Source organism: Hahella sp. HN01, assembly GCF_018986435.1.
In the GTDB taxonomy this organism is placed as follows: domain Bacteria; phylum Pseudomonadota; class Gammaproteobacteria; order Pseudomonadales; family Oleiphilaceae; genus Hahella.
Genome location: NZ_JAHMIN010000016.1, coordinates 114,787 through 135,753, shown reverse-complemented (window position 1 = coordinate 135,753; position 20,967 = coordinate 114,787). Strand labels below are relative to the sequence as shown.

Sequence of the window (20,967 nt, the reverse complement as noted above, 5' to 3'; positions counted from 1 at the left end):
AGGGTAGAAGTATGTGTGCCGATTGGCGTCAGGTATTGATCCAGCCGCAAGCAAGTATCGAACAGGCGATAGAGGTCATAGAAAAAGCCACTTTGCGCATTGCGTTGGTCGTTGACGAACAGCAACGGTTGCTGGGGACAGTGACGGACGGCGACGTGCGACGGGCGCTGATCAATCACACCCCCTTATCCGCTTCAGTCGTGCGGATTATGGAAAGCGAGCCCAAAGTTGCGGAAATCAATGATTCGCGGGCGCGTATTCTCTCCATCATGGAACGGCGCAAGCTGCTCCACATCCCTATTGTTGACAGTCAGCGCCGGGTGGTGGGGCTGGAAACCCTATTGAATATCGCGCAACAACCGCGCTACGACAATCCTGTTATGCTGATGGCGGGTGGCTTGGGAACGCGCTTGCGTCCGTTAACCAACAACTGCCCTAAGCCCCTTTTAAAAGTCGGCAATAAGCCTATTCTGGAAAATATTCTCGAGAGCTTCGCCTCGTCTGGCTTCTCTAATTTCTATATTTCGGTGTACTACAAGCCGGAAATGGTGATGGACTACTTTGGCGATGGCTCTAAATGGGGAGTCAATATTCAGTATGTGCGCGAGAATACGCCCCTGGGCACAGGCGGCGCGTTGGGGCTGCTGCCGAACGACATGCCTGATTTACCAGTGTTGGTGATGAATGGCGACATACTGACCCGTGTGAACTTCGAACATTTGCTGCGTTTTCACCAGCAGCAGCGAGGGGCCGCCACATTATGCGTGCGTGAGTACGAATTCCAGGTGCCTTACGGCGTCGTACAAGCGGAAGATCAACGCATTACCAGTATTGTGGAAAAACCCACGCATTCCTATTTCGTCAATGCCGGCATATACGTTCTGGAGCCGCAGGTGATTCGGGATATCAAACCTGAGCAGCACCTGGATATGCCGACTTTACTGCAGCAATTGATGGAGCGCCGTAAGGATGTGGCGATGTTCCCCATTCACGAATACTGGCTGGACATTGGTCGGATGAACGACTTTGAAAAAGCGCAGAAAGACTACATGGAGGATTTCGCGTGAGCCGTTTCACCTTCATTTGCAGAAAGGCGTCTTCATGATTGATGGTAAACGCGTACTGGCGATTATTCCCGCCCGTGGCGGCAGCAAAGGCCTTCCCGGTAAAAATATTCGTCCCTTATGCGGCGTTCCTTTGGTGGGGTGGCCAATCAGGGCGGCCCTTCAATCCCGCTATGTGGATCGGGTGCTGGTGTCTACCGACTCGCCGGAGATTGCTGAGGTGGCGAAGAGTCAGGGCGCGGAGGTTCCTTTCCTGCGACCCGATGAGCTGGCGGGCGATTGCGCGCCGACAGCGCCGGTGTTGCTGCATACCCTGGATTGGTGCCGGCAGCATGGCGAGTCCTACGATTATTTGGTGCTGCTTGAGCCGACGTCGCCGCTCACTGAAGCTACCGATGTGGATAAGGCGTTGGAAATGCTATTCGGGTCGCGCGAGGCGCAAGCAATTGTCGGGGTGGCGGATGTCGATGTTCATCACCCAGTGTACTGTGCGGTGATCAATGACCGCGGTTTGCTGGCGTCTTACCAAGGCGGAGACTTCGCCGCCATGCCGCGCCGGCAGGATATTCCCGACGTGTATTACTTTGACGGAACCCTCTACATTTCCACAGTCGAAGCTTTACGTGAGAAAGGCGGTTTCTACCATGATCGAACACTGCCTTACGTGGTGCCTAAGTGGAAAGCCCTGGACGTGGACACTTTAACGGATTTCATCTGCGTGGAAGCGGTTATGCAACGCAGAGAAGAATTGAAGTCTATGTGAACTCTTTGAGCGTGGTCCTATGTCTGATTATCAAAGCCGATTGTTGAGTGTCATTCCTGGTGGAGCGCATACCTACTCCCGAGGTTTTGATCAATTTCCCGCCAATGCGCCGCAGATCCTGACCTCCGGCAAAGGCGCCTATGTATTTGACCCGGACAATAAGCGTTATCTCGATTACGGCATGGCGCTGCGCTCGGTGATTCTTGGGTATGCGGATGAAGCGGTGAGTCTGGCCGCCGTTGAACAGATCTGGGCGGGCAACAATCTCACACGGGCGTCGACCATAGAGCTGGAGGCGGCCGAACTGCTGGTGGACATGATCGACTCCGTAGATATGGTCAAGTTCACCAAGAATGGCTCCACCGCTGTGTCGGCGGCGGTGAAATTGGCGCGCGCCTATACCGGGCGTGATCTGATTGCGCGCTGCGGGCAGCATCCATTTTTTTCCTATGATGACTGGTTTATCGGCTCAACGCCTTTGACGCGAGGGATTCCCCAGAATGTAGTGGAGCAGACCAAGTGCTTTAACTACAACGATTTGGCGTCACTGGAGCAACTCTTCGCCGCTTATCCGCAACAAATCGCCTGTGTCGTCATGGAGCCTGCAACCTCGGAGCATCCTGCGCCGTCAGCTACTCATGAGGGCGAAACCTTTCTGCATGATGTGCAGCGCCTGTGCGCGCGCCATGGCGTCGTTTTTGTCCTTGATGAAATGATTACCGGGTTTCGTTGGGATCTGCGTGGGGCGCAGCATAAATATCGCATCAAGCCGGACCTTTGCACATTCGGCAAAGCCATGGCCAACGGCTTTTCGGTGGCGGCGGTGGCGGGGCGCAGAGATATCATGGAGCTGGGCTCTATTGAAAAGAGCGGGGCGGAGCGCTTGTTTCTGCTGTCCACGACCCATGGCGCGGAAATGTGCGGCCTGGGGGCTTTTGTGAAAACGGCGGCCATGTTGCGGGAGCGCGATGTCGTTAATCATATCTGGTCATACGGGGCCAAACTGAAGTCCGGTATGAACGCTCTGGCGGCGGAAGCGGGAGTGGCGGATTACTTTCGTGTGGAAGGCATAGACTGTTCACCGGGTTATCTGACGTTGGATCGCGATGGAAATCCTTCGATGGCGCTACGCACGCTATTCAGCCAGGAAATGGTCCGGCAAGGCGTACTGATGCCATGGATCGCCTTGAGTCGGGAGCATGGCGAAGAAGAACTGGGGCAGACCTTGAGTGCGGTTAAAAACGCATTGAGGGTATATGCGCAAGCGCTGGAATCTGGATGGGAGAACTTGCTGGAAGGGCCCGTCATCAAACCTGTTTTTCGCAAATATAACTGATCTCAGCTATATAACATTGTATATACGGCGTTTTTCGACGCGGGCGGACGGCTGGCGCTCGAAAATACAATGGCGTACCAATTGCAGTCACTATAAAGATATGGCGGGCGAGACAAATTTTYGTCACCCCGGCAAAGAACAGCAGCCTGTGCGAGAGAGGAAGCCATGACGACTCACAATCCACACGATGACTTTGTAGAGATTCAACCTATTACGCAGACCCCGCAATCTGCGCCCAAACCCGCCAAGCTGCCGCCGGTGACGCTGTCGCAACAGGATTTGGCGGACATTAACGCTCACCTCAATCAAAGCCCGGTAGACCTGCTGAAAGTGCCGGCAGTGCGAATGATACTGACCCGCAACCGCATGGCCCAGGTGAATCGCGAGAGTATCGAGCGGGCGGCGAACGTCGACTCCGCCGTTATCGATAACTGCATTGAATACAACATGTCCTGTCTGGCGGATGACGTCACTCATAATCGTCCGGAGCGCTTGATCGCCCCCTTGTGCCAGATTGGCTTCATTGCGCGAAACATGCCGAAAATGCGAGTGCTGACGGTGGGGCCGCGTTCGGAGTCGGAGCTGCTTTGCCTGATATCCTCGGGCTTTAATGAAAATAATATCCGTGGTCTGGATCTGTTTAGCTTTTCTCCCTATATCGACGCTGGCGACATGCACGCCATGCCTTATCCGGACCACTCTTTCGACATCATTATCCTTGGCTGGGTGCTGGCATACAGCAAAGACAATAAAAAGGCGGCGCAGGAAGTATTGCGGGTGGCCAAGCCTGGCGCTCACATCGCCATTGGCTGCCAGGTGCAGGAAATTGTGGATGAGGCGTACTGGGAGCAATGGTCGAAAGCCAACAACAAACCCCATGTCACTGCGGGCACCAAGTTCAAACATACCAATGAGTTGCTGGCGTTGTTCGGGACCTCCATTGACCGGGTTATTTTTCAGGAGGACGCCCACCCAGAGTTTGAGGGTAAAACCTACGACATCATGACGATATTCAGGCTGAAGTAGAGCGAATTCTGGGACTGACGCATATCAGGGGGAAGCTTTATGTCCGCATCTGAAATCATGAGGCAAGTGTCGGAACATTATGACCTGCGAACCGGTTGTCGCCAGTATCATCTGGAGTGCCAGCAGGCTTTCACCCGGTTTCTGACCATGCCGGGATATTCATCTTTTTACAACAACGGTTTTGATCGCCTGCAGGTATTGGATACGGCGCATGTAGAGCGCGTTATGCAACAGCTGCAGCGCCTGCAGAATGATGACCGCAGCGCCTGGCTGGACCCTCACGTGGAGACCGTTAGATTTGACTACCGGAATGACGCGGACTGGATAAGAGAGATGTATGGAGCGGTGCTCAACCTGGACATGGATCGCATCCTGGTTAACTTCTTCCAGTCCGAGTACATGGTTCACTCTCTGTGTTTTCATCGCACCTTCCCTACGCAAGTGGAGGACGATGTGTCCTATCGCTGGCATCGGGACGCAGGGCCTACCGGGCATATAAAGATCATTATTTATTTCACCGGCGGAGAAATCAGCGGCGCTGGAACAGAAGCGCTGGACGTCAACGTCACCTATGAGCTGGCGGAGCAGGGGTATTCATTTCCACCGCTCAACGAACGTCGCTCTGATCTGGGCGAGTATTTCGACCGCGCCAATATTGTTTATAAGCCCTACGATCATTGTACGCGAGCTGGTGAAGCGCTGGTCTTCAGACCCCGGGATGTGCTGCATCGCGGCGTGTTCTCTCGGGACCCGCACTCTCCCAGATACGTTGCGACGATGTTGTTGCTACCCAGTCCGGTGCATTGGACTCAGGCTTATGAGTTATGGCCCTTATATGCGCAACAACGTTTCGCAGGAAAATCCATTGATATGCAGCACGGCCCAGTCCTGAAAGGGCAGGCCAAGGTGATGGTGCCTTGAGGCCAGTCAGAGTCAGTCGTGTAGATAAGGCGTTATAGAAGTTGAACGAATGTATGAAGCAATTGGAAGGGAAAGTCGTCGTCATCACTGGCGGATGCGGTCTGCTTGGCGGGAAGTTTTGTCGCGCAGTGCTGCAGGCTGGCGGCAGGGTGGCGGTGGCGGATATAGATTTATCCCAGGCTGAGTCTTTTGCAGAGAGTCTGCAAAGCGAATTTGGCCGAGAGGCGGCGTGCGCGGTTAAATGCGATATCACTGATAAAGAAAGCATCCTGAAGGCCATCGCTGAAACCGAACGCGCAATGGGGGCGATCAACGCCCTGGTCAACAGCGCCTATCCCCGCAATAAGCAATACGGGCGCAGCTTTTTCGATGTGGAATATGAAGATTTTTGCGGCAATCTGTCATTGCATCTGGGGGGATACTTTTTGGCGTCACAACAGTTCGCCAGGCACTTTGTCGCACAGGGCGGCGGCGCCATTGTGAATATTGCCTCCATTTATGGGGTGACGGCTCCCCGCTTCGATATTTATCAGGGGACGACGATGACGATGCCGGTGGAGTATGCGGCGATTAAATCCGCGCTCATCCACCTCACACGTTACATGGCGAAGTACTTGCGTGGCACCGGCGTAAAGGTCAATGCCATCAGTCCTGGCGGCATTGCAGACGGCCAACCGGAAGCTTTTTTGCAAGCCTATGCGGAATATTGCAGCGAAAAAGGCATGTTGGACCCTGACGATATCTGCGGCGCGCTGGTGTTTTTATTGTCTGACGCTTCACGTTACATCAATGGCGGCAACCTGATTGTGGATGATGGCTTCTGCCTCTAGATCCGCTACTCCTTAAAAGTATTAAACTGAATAATATTGCTATGAATACTGCTATGAAAAAGCTGAAGAGATGCACTCGGTGCCTGCTGCCCGAGACATATGAAACCATCGAATTTGATGCGAATGGCGTGTGCAATATCTGTCGGTCCTGGGAGATCAAGGCGGATCAGATTGATTGGGGCGCGCGCAAGACGCTGCTGGATCAGCTGATTGCAAAATACCGGGGTAAATACGATTACGACTGCATTGTGCCGTTCAGCGGAGGCAAGGACAGCACCTATCAACTTTACTATCTGGTCAAGGAGTATGGCGTCAAACCACTGGTCGTACGCTTCAATCATGGTTTTATGCGGCCGACTATTGAAGAAAACTGTACGCGCACATTCAAAAAGCTGGGGGTGGACGTTATTGAATTCACGCCCAACTGGAAGATCGTCAAACGTTTGATGCTGGAGTCTTTTCGTCGCAAGACCGACTTTTGCTGGCATTGTCACACAGGCATTTATTCATACCCCATGCAGATTGCGGTTAAGTTCAATGTGCCGTTGATCATCTGGGGCGAGCCGCAGGCGGAGATCACTGCGTATTACGATTATCTCAACGATGAGATCGAGTACGAGGATGAGAAGAAATTCAACATGATCCGCAATCTTGGCATATCCGCGGACGACATGTACGGCATGATCAATTCGCCGGAAGACCCGATCGACCGCCGCGATCTGGCCCCGTTCACTTATCCCAGCCTGAAAGACCTCAAGCGAATCGGCTACGCCTCCGTTTGCCTGGGAAGCTTTATCCCCTGGGATTATGAGAAGCACGTGAAAGTGATCAAGGAAGAGCTGGGCTGGCGGACAGACGAGGTGGAAAGCGCGCCGATAGCGGTGAACACCACGTGTGAGAAAATTGAATGCTTTATGCAGGGAACCCGTGACTACATCAAGTATTTAAAGCGTGGTTATAGTCGTATCACGCAAATAAACGCCATGAAGCTGCGTCGCGGCCGCATTTCTCTGGAAGAAGCTGAACGCTTGAATGAACTGGATGGGCGGCGACCGGAGTCTCTGGATATTTTCCTGGGATATGTGGGGCTGACCGAGCAGGAGTTTAATGAAATCGTGTCTGGAATGGTCATACCGCCTTTCGAACCTGACTTTGACCATCCTGTCCGCGGCGAACCGCTCTGGGACGCCATTAAATGGTACCGGGAGGATGAGCCTGGATGAATATCGGCGTATTGAACTATGGTATGGGCAATATCAAGTCGGTGCTCAACGCCATTGACGCCGTGGGGTACGACGCCCATGTCGTCGCCGCGCCGGATCAGCTAGCCGAATTGACGCACCTGATCATTCCCGGTGTCGGCGCTTTCGGAAACGCCATGGCCAATCTGGCGTCGGCGGCCTTACTGGAGGCGATCCATGACCACGTTCAACAGGGGCGTCCGTTGATGGGCGTCTGTCTTGGCATGCAATTGTTGGCGACGCAAGGCGAAGAGGGCGGCGTGAACGCCGGCCTTGATCTGATACCCGGTGTGGTGCGTCATCTGGAGGTCGATGGTCCGGTTCCGCATGTAGGATGGAATGCGCTGATTCATCATCAGGAACACCCGATTTTTCAGGGGGTGAAAAAGCATGTGGATTTCTACTTTGTGCATTCCTATTACTTTGCAGCGCAAGATCGCCGCCACGTGATTGCGGAAACGGAATATGGCGCTTCGTTCCCCGTCGTGGTCGGCCGGGACAATATCGTCGGAGTGCAGTTTCATCCTGAAAAAAGTCAGGATAACGGTTTGAAAATTCTAGAAAACTTTTGTGAATGGGACGGGCGATGCTGAAAAAGCGCATTATTCCCATGCTGCTGTTGAGTCAGGGGCGCATGGTGAAGGGGAAACAATTTTCCGCTTTTCGGGACACTGGCGATCCGGTTTCCGCCGCTCGCATATACAACGCTCAGTTTGCGGATGAACTGGTGTTTCTGGATGTGGACGCCAATCGCCAGGGAAGCGACTTTGAGCAATTGTTGAATCTCATTGATAAGGTGTCCTCCGAGTGTTTTATGCCGCTGAGCGTCGGCGGCGGAGTGAACTCTGTGGAGCAAGTGCGTCGCCTGGTGCAGTCCGGCGCGGATAAAGTCGTTATCACCACTGCCGCTATAGAAAATCCGGGGTTGATTAACGACGCTTCGGCTATCTTTGGCCGCCAATGCATTGTCGTCGGTCTGGATGTGAAACGGGAAGATGGCGCATACCGCTTGTACTCTCATTGTGGTCGTCACAAAACAGAGCGGGAACTTGAAGAGTTTATTCGCGACATGACCCAGCGCGGCGCCGGCGAGTTTATCGTCAACGCTGTCGACCGCGACGGCATGATGCAGGGATATGACCTGGATATGATCAAGTGCGCCAAGGCGGTTACTGATCGGCCCGTACTTGCCGCCGGCGGCGCCGGCACATTCGCGCACCTTGCTGCGGCCTTTCAGGAAGCGAACGCGGATGCGGTGGTGTGTGCGAGTATCTTTCACTTTGGCGACAACAATCCCATTCGCGCCAGATCGCATTTATTGAACGCTGGCGTCCCCATGAAGCTCATCAAATAACCATGCAGCTATCTTTAGCCCCTGAGCATCTGGCTCATTATGTCAGTAAGCAGCTTGATCATTTTTTCCCGGACGGCCGCAGCGTGGAGACGGCGTTGTCTCAATCCCTGCCTGAAGCGCTGAAGCGACTGGAGTTCTGCTTTTCCCATATTCGTCTGAAATACTATGTCGAGAACGATGAGGCCGTGTTTAACCATCTTCACGGCGATCATTACGCTACCTTTTTGTATTTTCTCGCTAACCAGGCCTACCGCGACAGTCAGGTGACGCTGGCGGAAAAGGCGTTTCTTCTTAATAAAGCCTTGCACGGTGTAGACGCCTTCTATGGCGTGGAGCTGCCGCGTATCTTCCTGTTGGTGCACCCGCTTGGAACGGTGCTGGGTTCAGCCTCTTACAGCGACTATCTGACGGTGTACCAGGGCGTGACCATTGGCTCCACCTATCGCGGCGACTACCCAACGATTGGCGAGGGCGCGGTGTTCTGTTCCGGCTCCAAGCTGATTGGTAACTGTCGCGTCGGAACTAACGTCACTTTTGCCGCCGATGCGTTCGTGCAAGGTATTGATACGCCGGATGACAGTCTGGTCGTGGGAAAATTTCCTGACTGCCGGATTTCGCCCAATAAACTGGATAATCGACGGATCAAATTTGGCTGATAACGGAGTGAGCGGTTAGCGTCTCAAGAGGGAAGAGGGAAGAGGGAAGAGGGAAGAGGGAAGAGGGAAGAGGGAAGAGGGAAGAGGGAAGAAAAAAACGGCGGGCCTTGCAGCCCGCCGATAGTGGCTTTTACCTTTTCACAAAATACAGCTTGAGATCGTGGCCGATCACTTTGCCGATGTCGGCCCCGAAGACTTCGGTCTGCAGTTGTTTCAATATTGGACCTGAGGGTTGCACCTTGTCGTCCCGGTCTTTGACCTGCGCCAGTTTCCAGTCCACCTCATTGCTAAGGTACGTCAGTACGGACTGAATCTGCGCGCGATCTTCGCCAGCGAACCAGGTGCTGCGACACCCTGTCAGGTTGTAAAAGTGCGGGTGGCTGAGCAATGGCGCCCAGGCGGGATCGTCCGCATTTTCAATGATCGCCCTGCGTAGCAGGCGAATATCATTGGAGCGTCGGGTCAGTCGATAGTGCTCAATGATCGTCTGAGCTTTATCCGTCACCTGTGTCAGTTCGCTGTCGCCGGTTGAAACCTGTACGACGCCGCCTTTACACACCATTCTCTTGATGCTTTCGATCAGGTTAAACTCCGCCTCGCTGAGAGAAGGAAACTTCTCAATCTTCAGGAAGTGAATCGTCGCTCCGTCCTCGATAAAACGCTGGGCGATGGAGTAGGGCCAGAATACGATATTTTCCAGATCATACTGTTCCGCTTTGCGAGCGCCAAAAGCGAGGTTCGCCAGATTCTCATCGACAGCGATAACATCCACGTCGTCAAAGTAGCGGGCGAATTCCACTGCTCTTTGTGACGACTCGGCGCCGAGAATCATCGCGCATAAGCGTTCGGGCAACTGCTGCGCCCGCGCCCCTAATACGCTTTCCAATTGTTTGCGCAACGATTGCTCGCTGAAGAACTCTATGTTGCGCCACACTGGGCAGGCCATGGCGACTTCCGCTGCGTCTTCCAGTAACTCAAGCTGTTTTTCCTGAAACCCTTGCTTGTAGCCTTCATCCTCCATGGGTAAGTAGAAGCTGGCTTCCATCAGCAGTTGCATGGACTGCGGCCAGTCGTCCAGGGAGAAGGCCGACAGGTAGCGCGAGTAGGCCTGAGGGAAGAGAGTGACGTACATGGCGGCGACGATAAGAGCGCCTGCGATATCCGTCACGCTGTTTTCCGTTGTGCATGACAGCAGAATCTTTCTGTTCAGGTCGCTGATTTGAGCGGTTTCATCTTCGGCGGCGTAAAGGGCTCCGCCGGTAGCGACATTGTAGACGCCGATGGCGATGGCCAGTTCCTGCAGCCCTTCGCGTAATTCGCCAGAGGCTGTCGTCTCGTCAAGGATAGCTTTGCGAATCAACGTGACGAACTGCTCTACGTCCGCATTTGGCATCACAGTTCTGGTCAGCGCCAAGAGCAGTAATGGGTCCTGCGCGGCGTCGTTGATGTCGATGCACACGTCAGGGTTGCGCAGGTCGTATTTCAACGCCAGCGCCTGTGCGGTAATGCGAGCCAGATTCTGATGAGGCAGATCTTCTTGCTGTAGTAAATCCAACAGGTCGCGCTCAATGGTTTCGGAGCGTCTTTCAACCTGCAGATGAGCGCAGCACTTGATCATGCCGGCGTACAGAGTGGGCCACTCCAGACCGTATTCCAATAAGCGCCGATAGTGCATATAGGCAATATCGTAATTGCCCATCGCCGCCTGGCAGTGTGCGATGCCCAGAAAGGCGGCGGCGTAGCTTTTATCCTGTTGCAGCGCCTGCTGGAAATATTGCTCCGCCTGAGCGGGCTGATTCTCCATCAGATTCAGATAGCCAAGGTTGGCGATCAGTTGCGGCGCGTTGCGGTCTTGGGCCAGCGCCTGGTTGAAGAACCGGCGCGCTTCGTTAAGCCGTCCTTCATCCAGCTCTATTCGACCCAGCAGGCCCAGCGCCGAGGCCTGCGCTGGCTCCAGCGCCAGCGCTTGCTCTATCAGCGCTTTGGCGGCGCCTCTGTCCTCACTGCGTTGTTGATGCGACGCGCCTGGACGATTGGAGGCGCGGTATATCTCGTTCGCCTCTATCAGTAAATGGGCGGCTTCAACACGGGTGGATTGAAGTTTTTCGTTTGCTTGCGCTGTTGCCTGCATGGTTCTTACCTCTGCTAGCTCAATTCAATCTCTGTTTAGCCTTGCAGCAGCTGCAGCACCTGCTGCGGCTGTGCATTAGCCTGGGCCAGAATCGACAATCCGGCTGACTGCAATACCTGGGTTCGGGACAGCTCGGCGGTCTCCGCCGCGAAGTCCGCATCGCGGATTCGCGAGTTGGCGGCGGTCAGGTTTTCTGACGCAATCGCCTGGTTGGATATGGTCGACTCGAAGCGATTCTGAATCGCGCCGAGATTCGCACGCTGGAAGTTGATGGTGTTCAACGCGTTGTCCACTGCGCTGAGGGCCAGGATGGCGCCGTCCACCGTGGATATATCGATGTTTTGCACCAATTGTCCGGTGGAGTTGGAGCCGTAAGTGCCGACTTCGAACCCGCTCTTTTCTATCTGACCGGTCAGCGTATCCAGCTCGATGGCGCCGGCCGAGAGCAGGGTGATGGTGCTGGCGGTGACAGTGTCCACCGTGCCCAATCCAATTAAAGACGTGGTCGTAGAGGCGTTGGATATCTGAATGTTCCTGCCATCGTCGGCGATCATTCTGTAACTGCTGCCGAAGGCTTCCGCTTGCACCCCAGTCTGACCGGACTTGTTGTTGATCGCGGTGATAACCGTTCTTTGCACATCCGCCACGGTATCGTTGGAGCCGTAGGAGATGTTGATCTGCACGCCGTTGATCTGGAAGTTGAAGTTTTGCGCGCTGCCGGTGACCAACGCCGTGGCGTTTTGGATCGTATCGTTTACCTCCGCCACAACGCCGGTCTGATCGCTGACCTTGTTGATCGCCACGGCTTTGGCGATGGCGCTGGAGTCCGTTTGCGTGCTGGAAGAGGTGTCAAAGTTGGTTTGCGTCGGGCCGATGGGAACGCCGTTGATAACCAGGTCGCCGGCAGCGAACGGGTTGGCGTCCACCTGGTCGCTGATGGCGCCGCTGTTATTACCGCTGAAGGTGCCTACAGAAAGACCCGCGTTGCCAATGTTGCCGGTTGTAGTATCGAGTCCAATGGCGCTGCCGTCGCGTGATATGAGCGTAAAGGTGCCCGTGTAGGTAACGGCGGCGGAGGCGGCCGTGTCGGACGGCGGCAAACCGAAGGCGGTGGAGTTGAGGGCCGTGCTTTGGATGACAATGTTGCGGCCATCCTCCGCCGTCAGCCTGATGCCGACCGTCGGGTTGCCGTCAAACGAGGCGGTGACGCCGGTTTGTCCGGATTTTTCATTGATCGCCGCTGCGACGTTCTCAAGATTGACCTGCGATGACAGGTTAGAGGAGATGGTCACTGCGATCGCCACGCCGTTTATCGTCACGGACGCTGACTGGGTGGTGGCGATAAAAGTGGTGGAGCCGCTGACGTAGGTGCCGTTAATCACGGCTTCTACGCCGGTGGATTCCGTCAGTTTGTTGATCGCCGCCACTTTGGCGATGGCGCTCTGGTCCTGGTTGGCGCTGGAGAACGCATCGTCAACGCCAGTGGATGCGCCAATGGCGATGCCGTTGATAACCAGGTCGCCGGCAGCGAGAGCCGCAGCTTCCGGTTCCGAGGATATGCCGTCGGTTTCCGCCGCTCCAAGTTTGTCCACGGTAGCGCCTTCAATACCGAAAGTGACCGATTCCCCTTCGTTGGCGCCGATTTGGAAGGTCACGTCAGTGAAGGTGCCGTCCAACAATTTGGTGCCGTTGAAGTTGGTTTGCTCCGATACCCGCTTGATCTCTTGAAGCAGCTGGTTGACCTCTTCATTCAGCGCTTTGCGATCCAGCCCGCTGTTGGTGGCGTTGGCGGATTGCAGCGCCAGGTCGCGAATACGCAGGAGGTTTTCGCTCATCGCGCCAAGCGCGCCTTCCGCTGTTTGCGACAGCGACACGGCGTCGCCGGCGTTGCGGATAGCGACGCTTAATCCTCGTACCTGGGAGGTAAAGCGGGTGGATATCGCCAAGCCGGCGGCGTCGTCCCGCGCGCTGTTGATACGAAGACCCGATGACAGGCGCGCCAGAGCGGTCTGGTTGGCCGACTGCGAATTATTAAGATTTCGCTGCGCGTTGATCGAGGCGATGTTGGTATTAATTATCTGAGGCATAACTTCCCCCTATTGCGTCTATACCAGCCGGGCCGTTTCCTTCGTAAGAGCCGCTCGGATGCGTAGCAACCGGCTACCTGACTTTGCCTGCCCCTCTATGCGAATAAAAATTGCGCAGAAAGGAGCGTTTCCACTGCCTATGCAAAAGCATTGCCAGAACTTTTGGGAAATTTTATGTGTTTGATTTTTAATCACAAAAAAACGCAGATAGGTTTGCGGGCAAGGGAGGCCTATGGATTTTGGCAGGAGTTTGCCAAGGGGCGGTCAAAAAGTTGCCGCTTGCCGCCAAGAGGAAAATGGGGATAACAATTGCTCTCTCCTTCATATAGATAGCGCCGCCTTGCAAAGAAAGGCGCGTAAGCTGACGCCTCCCTTTTTGAAGCGGCTGCGGAAATGGCGGCATGATAATTGCCGAGCTTGAAAGATAGAGGCGTTAAAGTGGCGAAAACAGGAGTAATGGGCAGATCACTGCTACGCTAACTTTGTCTGTTCACTAAAAATTTTTCGAGTGACGGAAAATTGCCGCCCCAATTTTCTCGTTCGGAAAAACTAAAAAAGAGATAGAAGCAATGACCGATCAAGCGGAAATACTTAAGCCTTTCATCGAGCGCAGGGAAAAGAATTTAGCCTACTTCAAAGACCACTTTCCCGGCATATATAAGCACTTCCTGAACTATCAGATGAAAAAATCCAAGCTGAATATCATCCCTGACGCTGGTGAAGTGGATATTCACGATGAAGGCCATTCCGTATACGGTGGTAAAGCCAAGGCCTATGCTCTGAACGAAATCAAGGAATTCACCAAGGTCTACAGTGAAGGCGGCAAGGTGGTTTCTATTGACCCGCCGTTTCCCGGCGATTACTGCTTCCCAAGGTTTTTCTTCAAAGCCGCTGACGCCATTATTCGAAAATCTCCTATTAATAAGTCGAACTTCAATCATTTTTGGCTGGGGGATTCTTATCCCTGCATTGTCTTCCTCGGGTGCGGCGTGGGTTATCACATTGAGGCCTTCCTGGAGCAGCACAAGGTCAACTACGCCGTGGTTTTTGAGCCTAATCTGGATCATTTCGCCGCGAGTCTGTACGCCGTCGACTGGGCGGAGATCTGCAGCAAGTATGACGGAGCGGAAGGGCGCACCATTCACTTTCTGCTGGGCGGGCAGGAAGACGAATACTCACAGTGGGCGCTGCTGTGGAATAACCTGGTTACGACACCGCCAGCTTTTCCTCTCGCGACGCTGTTTTATAATCATCGCGGCCTGAAGTCTCACGATAATTTATCTGAAAAGGTGTGCGACGACCTGTATGTGTTCCTGGTTTCCTGGGGCAATTATGACGATGAGGTCAACCAGCTCAATCAGGCGGCGCACAATATATATAGCGGCGTTGAGTTATTGCCGCCGCCTGTCAATGACATAACCGATGTGCCGGTGTGCATTGTAGGGGCGGGTCCCTCCCTGGACTTGCGCATTGATCAGTTACGGGAGATGCAACAGCGCGGCGCATTGATCATTTCATGCGGCTCCTCCATCACTGCGTTGCATCCGATGGGAATCAAACCGGATATTCATGTCGAACTGGAGTCTGACTATCAATATGTGGTCGGGCAGTTGGAGCGGCTTAAAGATCCCGATTACTTGAATTCGATAAAAGTTATTGCTCCTATTCACATCAGCCCGATCGTATACCAGTTGTTTGGCGAACGGCGCGCATACATCAAAGAAGAGTGTGGGCTGGCGACCATGTTTCCCGAGCATGGGCAGATCATCCGCGGGGGAACTCCCACTTGCACCAACCTCGGGTTAGCCTGGGCGCTGCACTACGGATTCAAGAACATCTTGTTGTTTGGAATGGACTTTGGGTTCACGGACAGACGCCATCACCATGCGCAAAGCTCGATCTATTACGACGACGACGCCCATGAGGCGTTCAAGCGCAGCGTGGATTACGACGGCCAGCATGTGTTTAAGGTGGAGGGTGTTGACGGCGGCTCCGTTTTGACGTCACCGCAATATTTCGCCGCCAAACGCAAAGCGGAAAACAGTCTGCGTGACTTCCCTGAGCGCGGCAAAGTCTACAACTTTTCCCATGGGGCCAAGATTGAGGGCGCTGAGTGGGTGGCGCCCGGACCATTACCGATTTCCCTGACGGCGTTTAACGCGAGCAGCGACAAGAAGCAGAAGGTGGTGGATTACCTCTACGCGTCGCAGCACGAAAAAATACCGGTAGACGTGCTGGAGAAGAAGCGAGACCGCTTAAATGTCTTGTTCGGGCAGTTCAGCGACGATGTTTCGACATTTTTGCAGGCGCCCATTACCAGCAAAGATGAAATGAACAGAGTCTGTAACCGCATCAACACTTACATGGAAGATCAGGTGCAAGTTAAAGCTAAAGAATTTTATTTCCTGTTGCGGGGCTCTATCAGACATTTTCTTTATATCGGTTTCGCGCATACGCTGGCCATTCAGAATGATGCGGAGAGGCTGACCTTCATGGAGGAATGGAGACAGACCATGCTGCGCTTTCTCCTTGATGTACATAAACATTTTCTTCAGGTTATGTACAAAAAATTCGACCTTGAGACAGATCCCTGGGTGCGCCGTTCGATCAATGATCCCGATGACTTTGCGTGAGCGTGAAGTCATGGGGTTAAGGCTTACATTTCATTACAAAGAGCAGGCAAAAATTAACTAAAGAATCTTCTCCTGAAGCCGTTACTAAGGACAACGGGTTAGCGCAGTTCGACCGGCCCTGCTGTGTAGAAGCGAGAACCTCTTAACCGAGTGAGAAGGGTTACAGGAGAAGCAAACATGCCTCAAATAATTAATACCAACATTGCGTCGTTGAATGCGCAGCGTAACCTGAACGCTTCACAGCGGTCAGGAGATACGTCGTTGCAGCGGCTTTCTTCGGGTCTCCGCATCAACAGCGCAAAAGACGACGCGGCAGGTCTGGCGATTTCAACACGTTTCGACGCTCAGATTCGCGGCACTAACGTCGCGGTTCGTAACGCGGGAGACGCGATCTCATTGGCGCAGACCGCTGAAGGCGCTTTGAGTTCAATGAAAGACAGCTTACAGCGTATTCGTGAACTGTCACTGCAATCTGCGAACGACACTAACTCAACTATCGACCGTGAAGCATTGCAGGAAGAGGTTGGCCAGCTGATCAGCGAGATTGAAAACATCGCTGCAACTACCAACTTCAACGGTAAGAAACTGCTGGACGGCTCTTTCCAGAATTCCGTTTTCCAAACTGGCGCTAACCTGGGGAACACCATCAGCGTGACCATCTCCAAGCTGGACACCAGCACTTTGGGAACAGCGGACACCAGCGGTATTTCCAGCAGAACGACTACGACCGCTCTGGTTGTAGGCAGCACCGGCAATGAAATGGTTGCAGGGGACATCGTTATCAACGGCATCTCCGTGGGCGCATCTGTGGGTACCGACGACACGGCTTCCACCAGCCATGCGGCGTCAAGCGCCATTGCTAAGGCGGCGGCGATTAATGATGTATCCGATCAGACAGGCGTCACCGCTACTGTCGACGCGAACTATGTCGCGGGCACCACTACCGCCGACGCGACTGCGGCGAACGTGAGCTTGAACCTGAACGGGGTCAGCATCAACCTGAGTAAAGGCACCACCTTGACTGTCGAGCAGAACCTGCAAGCGACAGCGGACGCCATTAACGAAAAATCCGGCGCCACAGGCGTGCGCGCGGTCTTCGACGGCGACACCGCCAAGGGTATCTCCTTGGTGGCTGACGACGGTCGTAACATCGTATTGACTGAAACTACGAGCAACACCTTGGCTACCTTTGGTTTGGCCGCGGCAAGCTCCCTGGGTAACGCCTATGTCGGCACCTACTCGCTTTCAAGCGATGACGGCAGCGACATTGCACTCACCACGACTACAGGCAACATCGATAACGCCGGCTTTGAAGTAGGCTCATTCAGCGGAAACAACGCAGGTATTGTGAGCGATAATGGCACCACTACCGCTTTGGTGACTGGCGACATCGTCATCAACAACGTGGGTATCGGGCCCAGCTTGAGCACTGACGACACGGCTTCCACTGCGAATGCGGACGGTAGCGCCATCGCGAAAGCGGCTGCGATCAACCGTTCGTCTGACCAGACTGGCGTTACCGCGCTGGCTAACGAAAACCGTGTTAACTCAGGCAACCTGACTACTACGACTGCCTCTGCGACGATTACGGTCAACGGCGTGTCCATCACTGCGAGCTTCAGCACCACTGACGACGTCGCTGTGAAACAGGCTGCGATCATCGATGCGATCAACCAGAAATCCGGTCAGACTGGCGTTACTGCGGAAGTACTGGACTCTGACTCCTTCACTCTGGTGGCTGCGGACGGTCGTAACATCGACATCAGCGGCGCCACAGCGATGGCCAGCATCACCACCACGACCTTTGTCAGCTCTGTGACGCTGTTGTCTGGCGGTCAGATAGATGTTGAATCCAACACCAACTCTGCCGGTCTGGCGAAAGCGGGTCTGAGAATCGGTACATTCGGCGGCGCTGAAAGCGGCTCTCTGCTGCAGGATGTGGATATCTCTACTGTAGCTGGCGCTGAAGCGGCTCTGAAGGCGGTGGATAACGCACTGCAGACTGTAACGTCCAAACAGGCGGAACTGGGCGCCATCCAGAACCGCTTCCAGAACACGATTGCGAACTTGGAAGTGAACAACGAGAACCTGAACTCCGCCAACAGCCGGATCAGGGACGCAGACTTCGCATCCGAGACCGCAGCGTTGTCAAGGGCGCAGGTACTGCAACAGGCCGGTATCTCGATATTGGCGCAGGCTAATGCAAGACCCCAGCAAGTCTTGTCGCTCCTGCAGTAACGGAGTGAACTAACGTGAAATACCGGCCGGATGTTCTCTTCCGGCCGGTTTAAGCGTTAAGACATGCTAAGAGGTGAGATATGAATGACGTTAAGACTACTGAACTGAGTATGGCGGCGGTCACTAAACCCGTGAACCTGCCGTCTGCTCAGTCCGCGACGTCGTCACCTCCGATTGAACCTAAGGTTAAGTCCGGGGTAGCAACGTCTACGCCTGATACGCAGGCTGCGAAGCAGAGCTCTGCAGCCCAGCCCACCAACGACATTGCCAATAAGCAACAGCAACAGTTGGAGAGGGAGCAAAGCCACGAGCTTAGGGAAGCGGTGACCAAGTTGAATGAATACGTTCAATCTGTGCAGCGTGACCTGCAGTTCGAATTGGATGAGGTCTCGGGAAGAACGGTCATTACTGTTTTGGACAGAACTACAAAAGAAGTAGTGAGACAGATTCCCGATGACTTGGCCCTTAAGCTGGCTCGCAACTTGCAGCAGGATGAACCAGTTAATCTGTTTTCCGCCAAGGCGTGAGGCTTGGCGGAATCAGATAGGGTTCGGCAGGAATTTACGATCCGTAACAAAAAAAGGGGCAAAGTTTTGCCCCTTTTTGCCGATAAATAAAGATATGATCGTACACACAATCCGCGAGGTTGGCGTCACATGGCAAGCGTTTCTTCAATAGGCATCGGCTCGGGAGTATTGACCAGCGATTTAATCGAGAAGCTGGCCAGTGCTGAGCGTGAGCCGACGGAAAAAAGGCTGAATCTCAAAGAAGATGAAGTGACGGCCAAACTCAGCGACTTGAGTCGTCTGAAAAGCGCAATTACCGACCTGCGTTTATCCGCTCGTACATTGAGCACGCCGGAAGCGATGTCCAGCAACACGGCGACTTCCAGCGGCTCTGCTGTTGGCGTCACCGCCAACACCTCTGCGAAAACTGGTTCATATGCGCTCACCGTCAGCAATCTGGCCGTTGCGCAATCATTGAGCTCCGGCACTTTCGTTGATAAAGATACCACCACTGTAGGAACAGGCACGCTGTCTTTCACTGTCGGCGGCGTCACTAAAAACCTGACCGTTGATAGCAGTAACAATACGTTGCAGGGGTTGTCCGACGCTATTAACGATATGGGACTGGATGTTAACTCCTCCGTTATCTACAACGGCTCCTCCTACCAGCTTGTGTTATCCGCTTCAAAAACCGGTGTGGCGAATGCGATCTCTATCGCAGCGACGGATAACGATGGCAACAGTACGGATGGTTCGGGGATCTCCCAGTTTATTTATAACGCCACCAACCAGAATTTAACTCAGGACGTCGCAGCGGAAGACGCCGCCTTTACTTTGAATGGCGTATCCATCACCCGTTCGTTGAACACCGTCGATGACGTGGTGGACGGCCTGACTCTGACTTTAAATGCTGAAACCGCAAGCGCAGTCAACGTTACCGTTAGCAAAGACCTGAATGCTGTGACCGAAAGGGTCCAGGATTTAGTGGATAAATATAATGCTTTGCAGGAAATCATTAGCGAAGTCACCGCTTTTGACAGTGATACCGGAGAAAAAGGCACTTTGCTGGGCAGCTCCACTGTGCGCACTATCTCCACTCAGTTGCGCTCTACGCTGAGTTCAATTGTTCCCGGGCTGGAAAGCGCTAACGTCCGTAGTTTGTCTGAATTGGGAATTACGACCAACTCAGAATCGGGACAACTGGAGTTCAACAGCCTCACGTTCCAAAACAAGCTGCAAAGTTATCCGAATGACGTAGCGGCTTTGTTCGCCGACCAGGGGCGTACGACGGATGCGCAGGTCAAGTACGTCAGCGCCGGGATAAATACCAAGATTGGCTCATACGCCGTTGATATCACTCAGGTGGCGACGCAGGGCGCTTTCACCGGCAATGTGGCGCTGGGCGGCTCAACAGTCATTGATGCGGATAACGACACCTTCAAGATCAAAGTCAACGGGGTGGAGTCCAACACCATTACCCTGACCGCCGGCACCTATACTGACAGTGAGCTGCTTGCGGAAATTCAGACTCAGCTGGATGCGGACACCAATATCGCAGGCTCTGGCGTGACTGTTTCGTTGGACGGCAGTAACCAGCTGGTGTTCACCTCTGGAGAATATGGCAGTACGTCCAAGGTCGAGATTACCGCCATCGACACCAATACCGCGGCGCAGCTGGGTTTGACAGTCGCCACCGGCGTAGATGGCCTGGATGTCGCTGGCACGATCAATGGGAAAGCCGCTACCGGTAAGGGCCAGTATCTGACCTCTGCGGACGGAGACTCGAAAGGGCTCAAGCTGCAAATTACCGGCGGCGCCACTGGCGCACGCGGCACAGCGACTTATATTGAAGGGGTGGGAGACCAGATGGTCGACCTGGTGAACAATTATCTGTCCGCCGACGGTTTGATTACGGTCGCCATCAATGGCTTTAATTCACAGCTGGAAAAAATCTCTGAAGACCGGACGGAGTTGAACGATCGCATTACGGCCTTGACGGATCGGCTGGCGCGTCAGTTCACCGCGGCGGATTTGATTATTTCCCAGCTCAAGAACACGGAAAACTTTTTGTCCACGCAGCTGGAAGCGCTGGTGGCCAGCACCACTGGAAGCAAGGGTTAAGCGAAGGGCCTGATCCAGGCGCTTAAGATCACAGACGAGTAATTATGAGGTTGCTATTAC

Annotated in this window: 16 protein-coding genes; 14 read left to right on the top strand and 2 right to left on the bottom strand. The window is 54.0% G+C overall.

The window, feature by feature from the left end:
- Nucleotides 1–11: 11 nt before the first annotated feature.
- The 10 genes from KP814_RS16815 (at nt 12) to KP814_RS16770 (ending at nt 9,191) form a co-directional block, all read left to right on the top strand.
- Entirely contained in the window at nt 12–1,067 is a 1,056-nt protein-coding gene (locus KP814_RS16815) for a nucleotidyltransferase family protein (protein ID WP_216737831.1), read from the top strand.
- A 34-nt stretch (nt 1,068–1,101) separates the two neighbouring features.
- Nucleotides 1,102–1,827, top strand: coding sequence for a cytidylyltransferase domain-containing protein (locus KP814_RS16810; RefSeq protein ID WP_216737830.1), 726 nt, complete (start codon nt 1,102–1,104; stop codon nt 1,825–1,827).
- Between the two features lie 19 nt (nt 1,828–1,846).
- Complete coding sequence (locus tag KP814_RS16805; RefSeq protein WP_216737829.1) at nt 1,847–3,163, top strand: glutamate-1-semialdehyde 2,1-aminomutase; 1,317 nt, start codon at nt 1,847–1,849, stop codon at nt 3,161–3,163.
- A 165-nt stretch (nt 3,164–3,328) separates the two neighbouring features.
- Nucleotides 3,329–4,189, top strand: coding sequence for a class I SAM-dependent methyltransferase (locus KP814_RS16800; RefSeq protein ID WP_216737828.1), 861 nt, complete (start codon nt 3,329–3,331; stop codon nt 4,187–4,189).
- Between the two features lie 39 nt (nt 4,190–4,228).
- Nucleotides 4,229–5,110 (top strand): hypothetical protein, encoded by an 882-nt coding sequence (locus KP814_RS16795; RefSeq protein WP_216737827.1) that lies wholly within the window; start codon nt 4,229–4,231, stop codon nt 5,108–5,110.
- Nucleotides 5,111–5,163: 53 nt separating this feature from the next.
- Nucleotides 5,164–5,940 (top strand): oxidoreductase, encoded by a 777-nt coding sequence (locus tag KP814_RS16790; RefSeq protein WP_216737826.1) that lies wholly within the window; start codon nt 5,164–5,166, stop codon nt 5,938–5,940.
- Between the two features lie 53 nt (nt 5,941–5,993).
- Nucleotides 5,994–7,163, top strand: coding sequence for an N-acetyl sugar amidotransferase (locus KP814_RS16785; RefSeq protein WP_253938434.1), 1,170 nt, complete (start codon nt 5,994–5,996; stop codon nt 7,161–7,163).
- Nucleotides 7,160–7,774: an imidazole glycerol phosphate synthase subunit HisH gene (gene hisH, locus KP814_RS16780; protein ID WP_216737824.1), complete on the top strand. Its 615-nt coding sequence runs from the start codon at nt 7,160–7,162 to the stop codon at nt 7,772–7,774. Before KP814_RS16785 ends, hisH begins: the two co-directional genes overlap by 4 nt.
- Nucleotides 7,768–8,535 carry a glycosyl amidation-associated protein WbuZ gene (gene wbuZ, locus KP814_RS16775; RefSeq protein WP_216737823.1) on the top strand — a complete coding sequence of 256 codons (768 nt, stop codon included), beginning with the start codon at nt 7,768–7,770 and terminating at the stop codon, nt 8,533–8,535. The genes hisH and wbuZ overlap by 7 nt, the downstream gene beginning before the upstream one ends.
- 2 nt (nt 8,536–8,537) lie before the next feature.
- Complete coding sequence (locus KP814_RS16770) at nt 8,538–9,191, top strand: serine acetyltransferase (protein ID WP_216737822.1); 654 nt, start codon at nt 8,538–8,540, stop codon at nt 9,189–9,191.
- A gap of 130 nt (nt 9,192–9,321) precedes the next feature.
- Here KP814_RS16770 and KP814_RS16765 read toward each other — a convergent pair whose 3' ends face one another.
- Complete coding sequence (locus tag KP814_RS16765) at nt 9,322–11,322, bottom strand: tetratricopeptide repeat protein (RefSeq protein ID WP_216737821.1); 2,001 nt, start codon at nt 11,320–11,322, stop codon at nt 9,322–9,324.
- 35 nt (nt 11,323–11,357) lie between these two features.
- Complete coding sequence (locus tag KP814_RS16760; protein ID WP_216737820.1) at nt 11,358–13,409, bottom strand: flagellin; 2,052 nt, start codon at nt 13,407–13,409, stop codon at nt 11,358–11,360.
- 569 nt (nt 13,410–13,978) lie between these two features.
- Between KP814_RS16760 and KP814_RS16755 the strand changes: the two genes are divergently transcribed.
- The 4 genes from KP814_RS16755 (at nt 13,979) to fliD (ending at nt 20,907) form a co-directional block, all read left to right on the top strand.
- A complete protein-coding gene (locus tag KP814_RS16755) occupies nt 13,979–16,042 on the top strand; it encodes a 6-hydroxymethylpterin diphosphokinase MptE-like protein (RefSeq protein ID WP_216737819.1) in 2,064 nt (687 codons plus the stop codon).
- Nucleotides 16,043–16,219: 177 nt separating this feature from the next.
- On the top strand, nt 16,220–18,280 hold the full coding sequence (locus tag KP814_RS16750) for a flagellin (protein WP_216737818.1): 2,061 nt from the start codon (nt 16,220–16,222) through the stop codon (nt 18,278–18,280).
- 80 nt (nt 18,281–18,360) lie between these two features.
- Nucleotides 18,361–18,807 carry a flagellar protein FlaG gene (locus tag KP814_RS16745; RefSeq protein WP_216737817.1) on the top strand — a complete coding sequence of 149 codons (447 nt, stop codon included), beginning with the start codon at nt 18,361–18,363 and terminating at the stop codon, nt 18,805–18,807.
- Nucleotides 18,808–18,936: 129 nt separating this feature from the next.
- Nucleotides 18,937–20,907, top strand: a complete 1,971-nt coding sequence (gene fliD, locus KP814_RS16740; RefSeq protein WP_216737816.1) for a flagellar filament capping protein FliD — start codon at nt 18,937–18,939, stop codon at nt 20,905–20,907.
- The last annotated feature ends 60 nt before the right edge of the window (nt 20,908–20,967 follow it).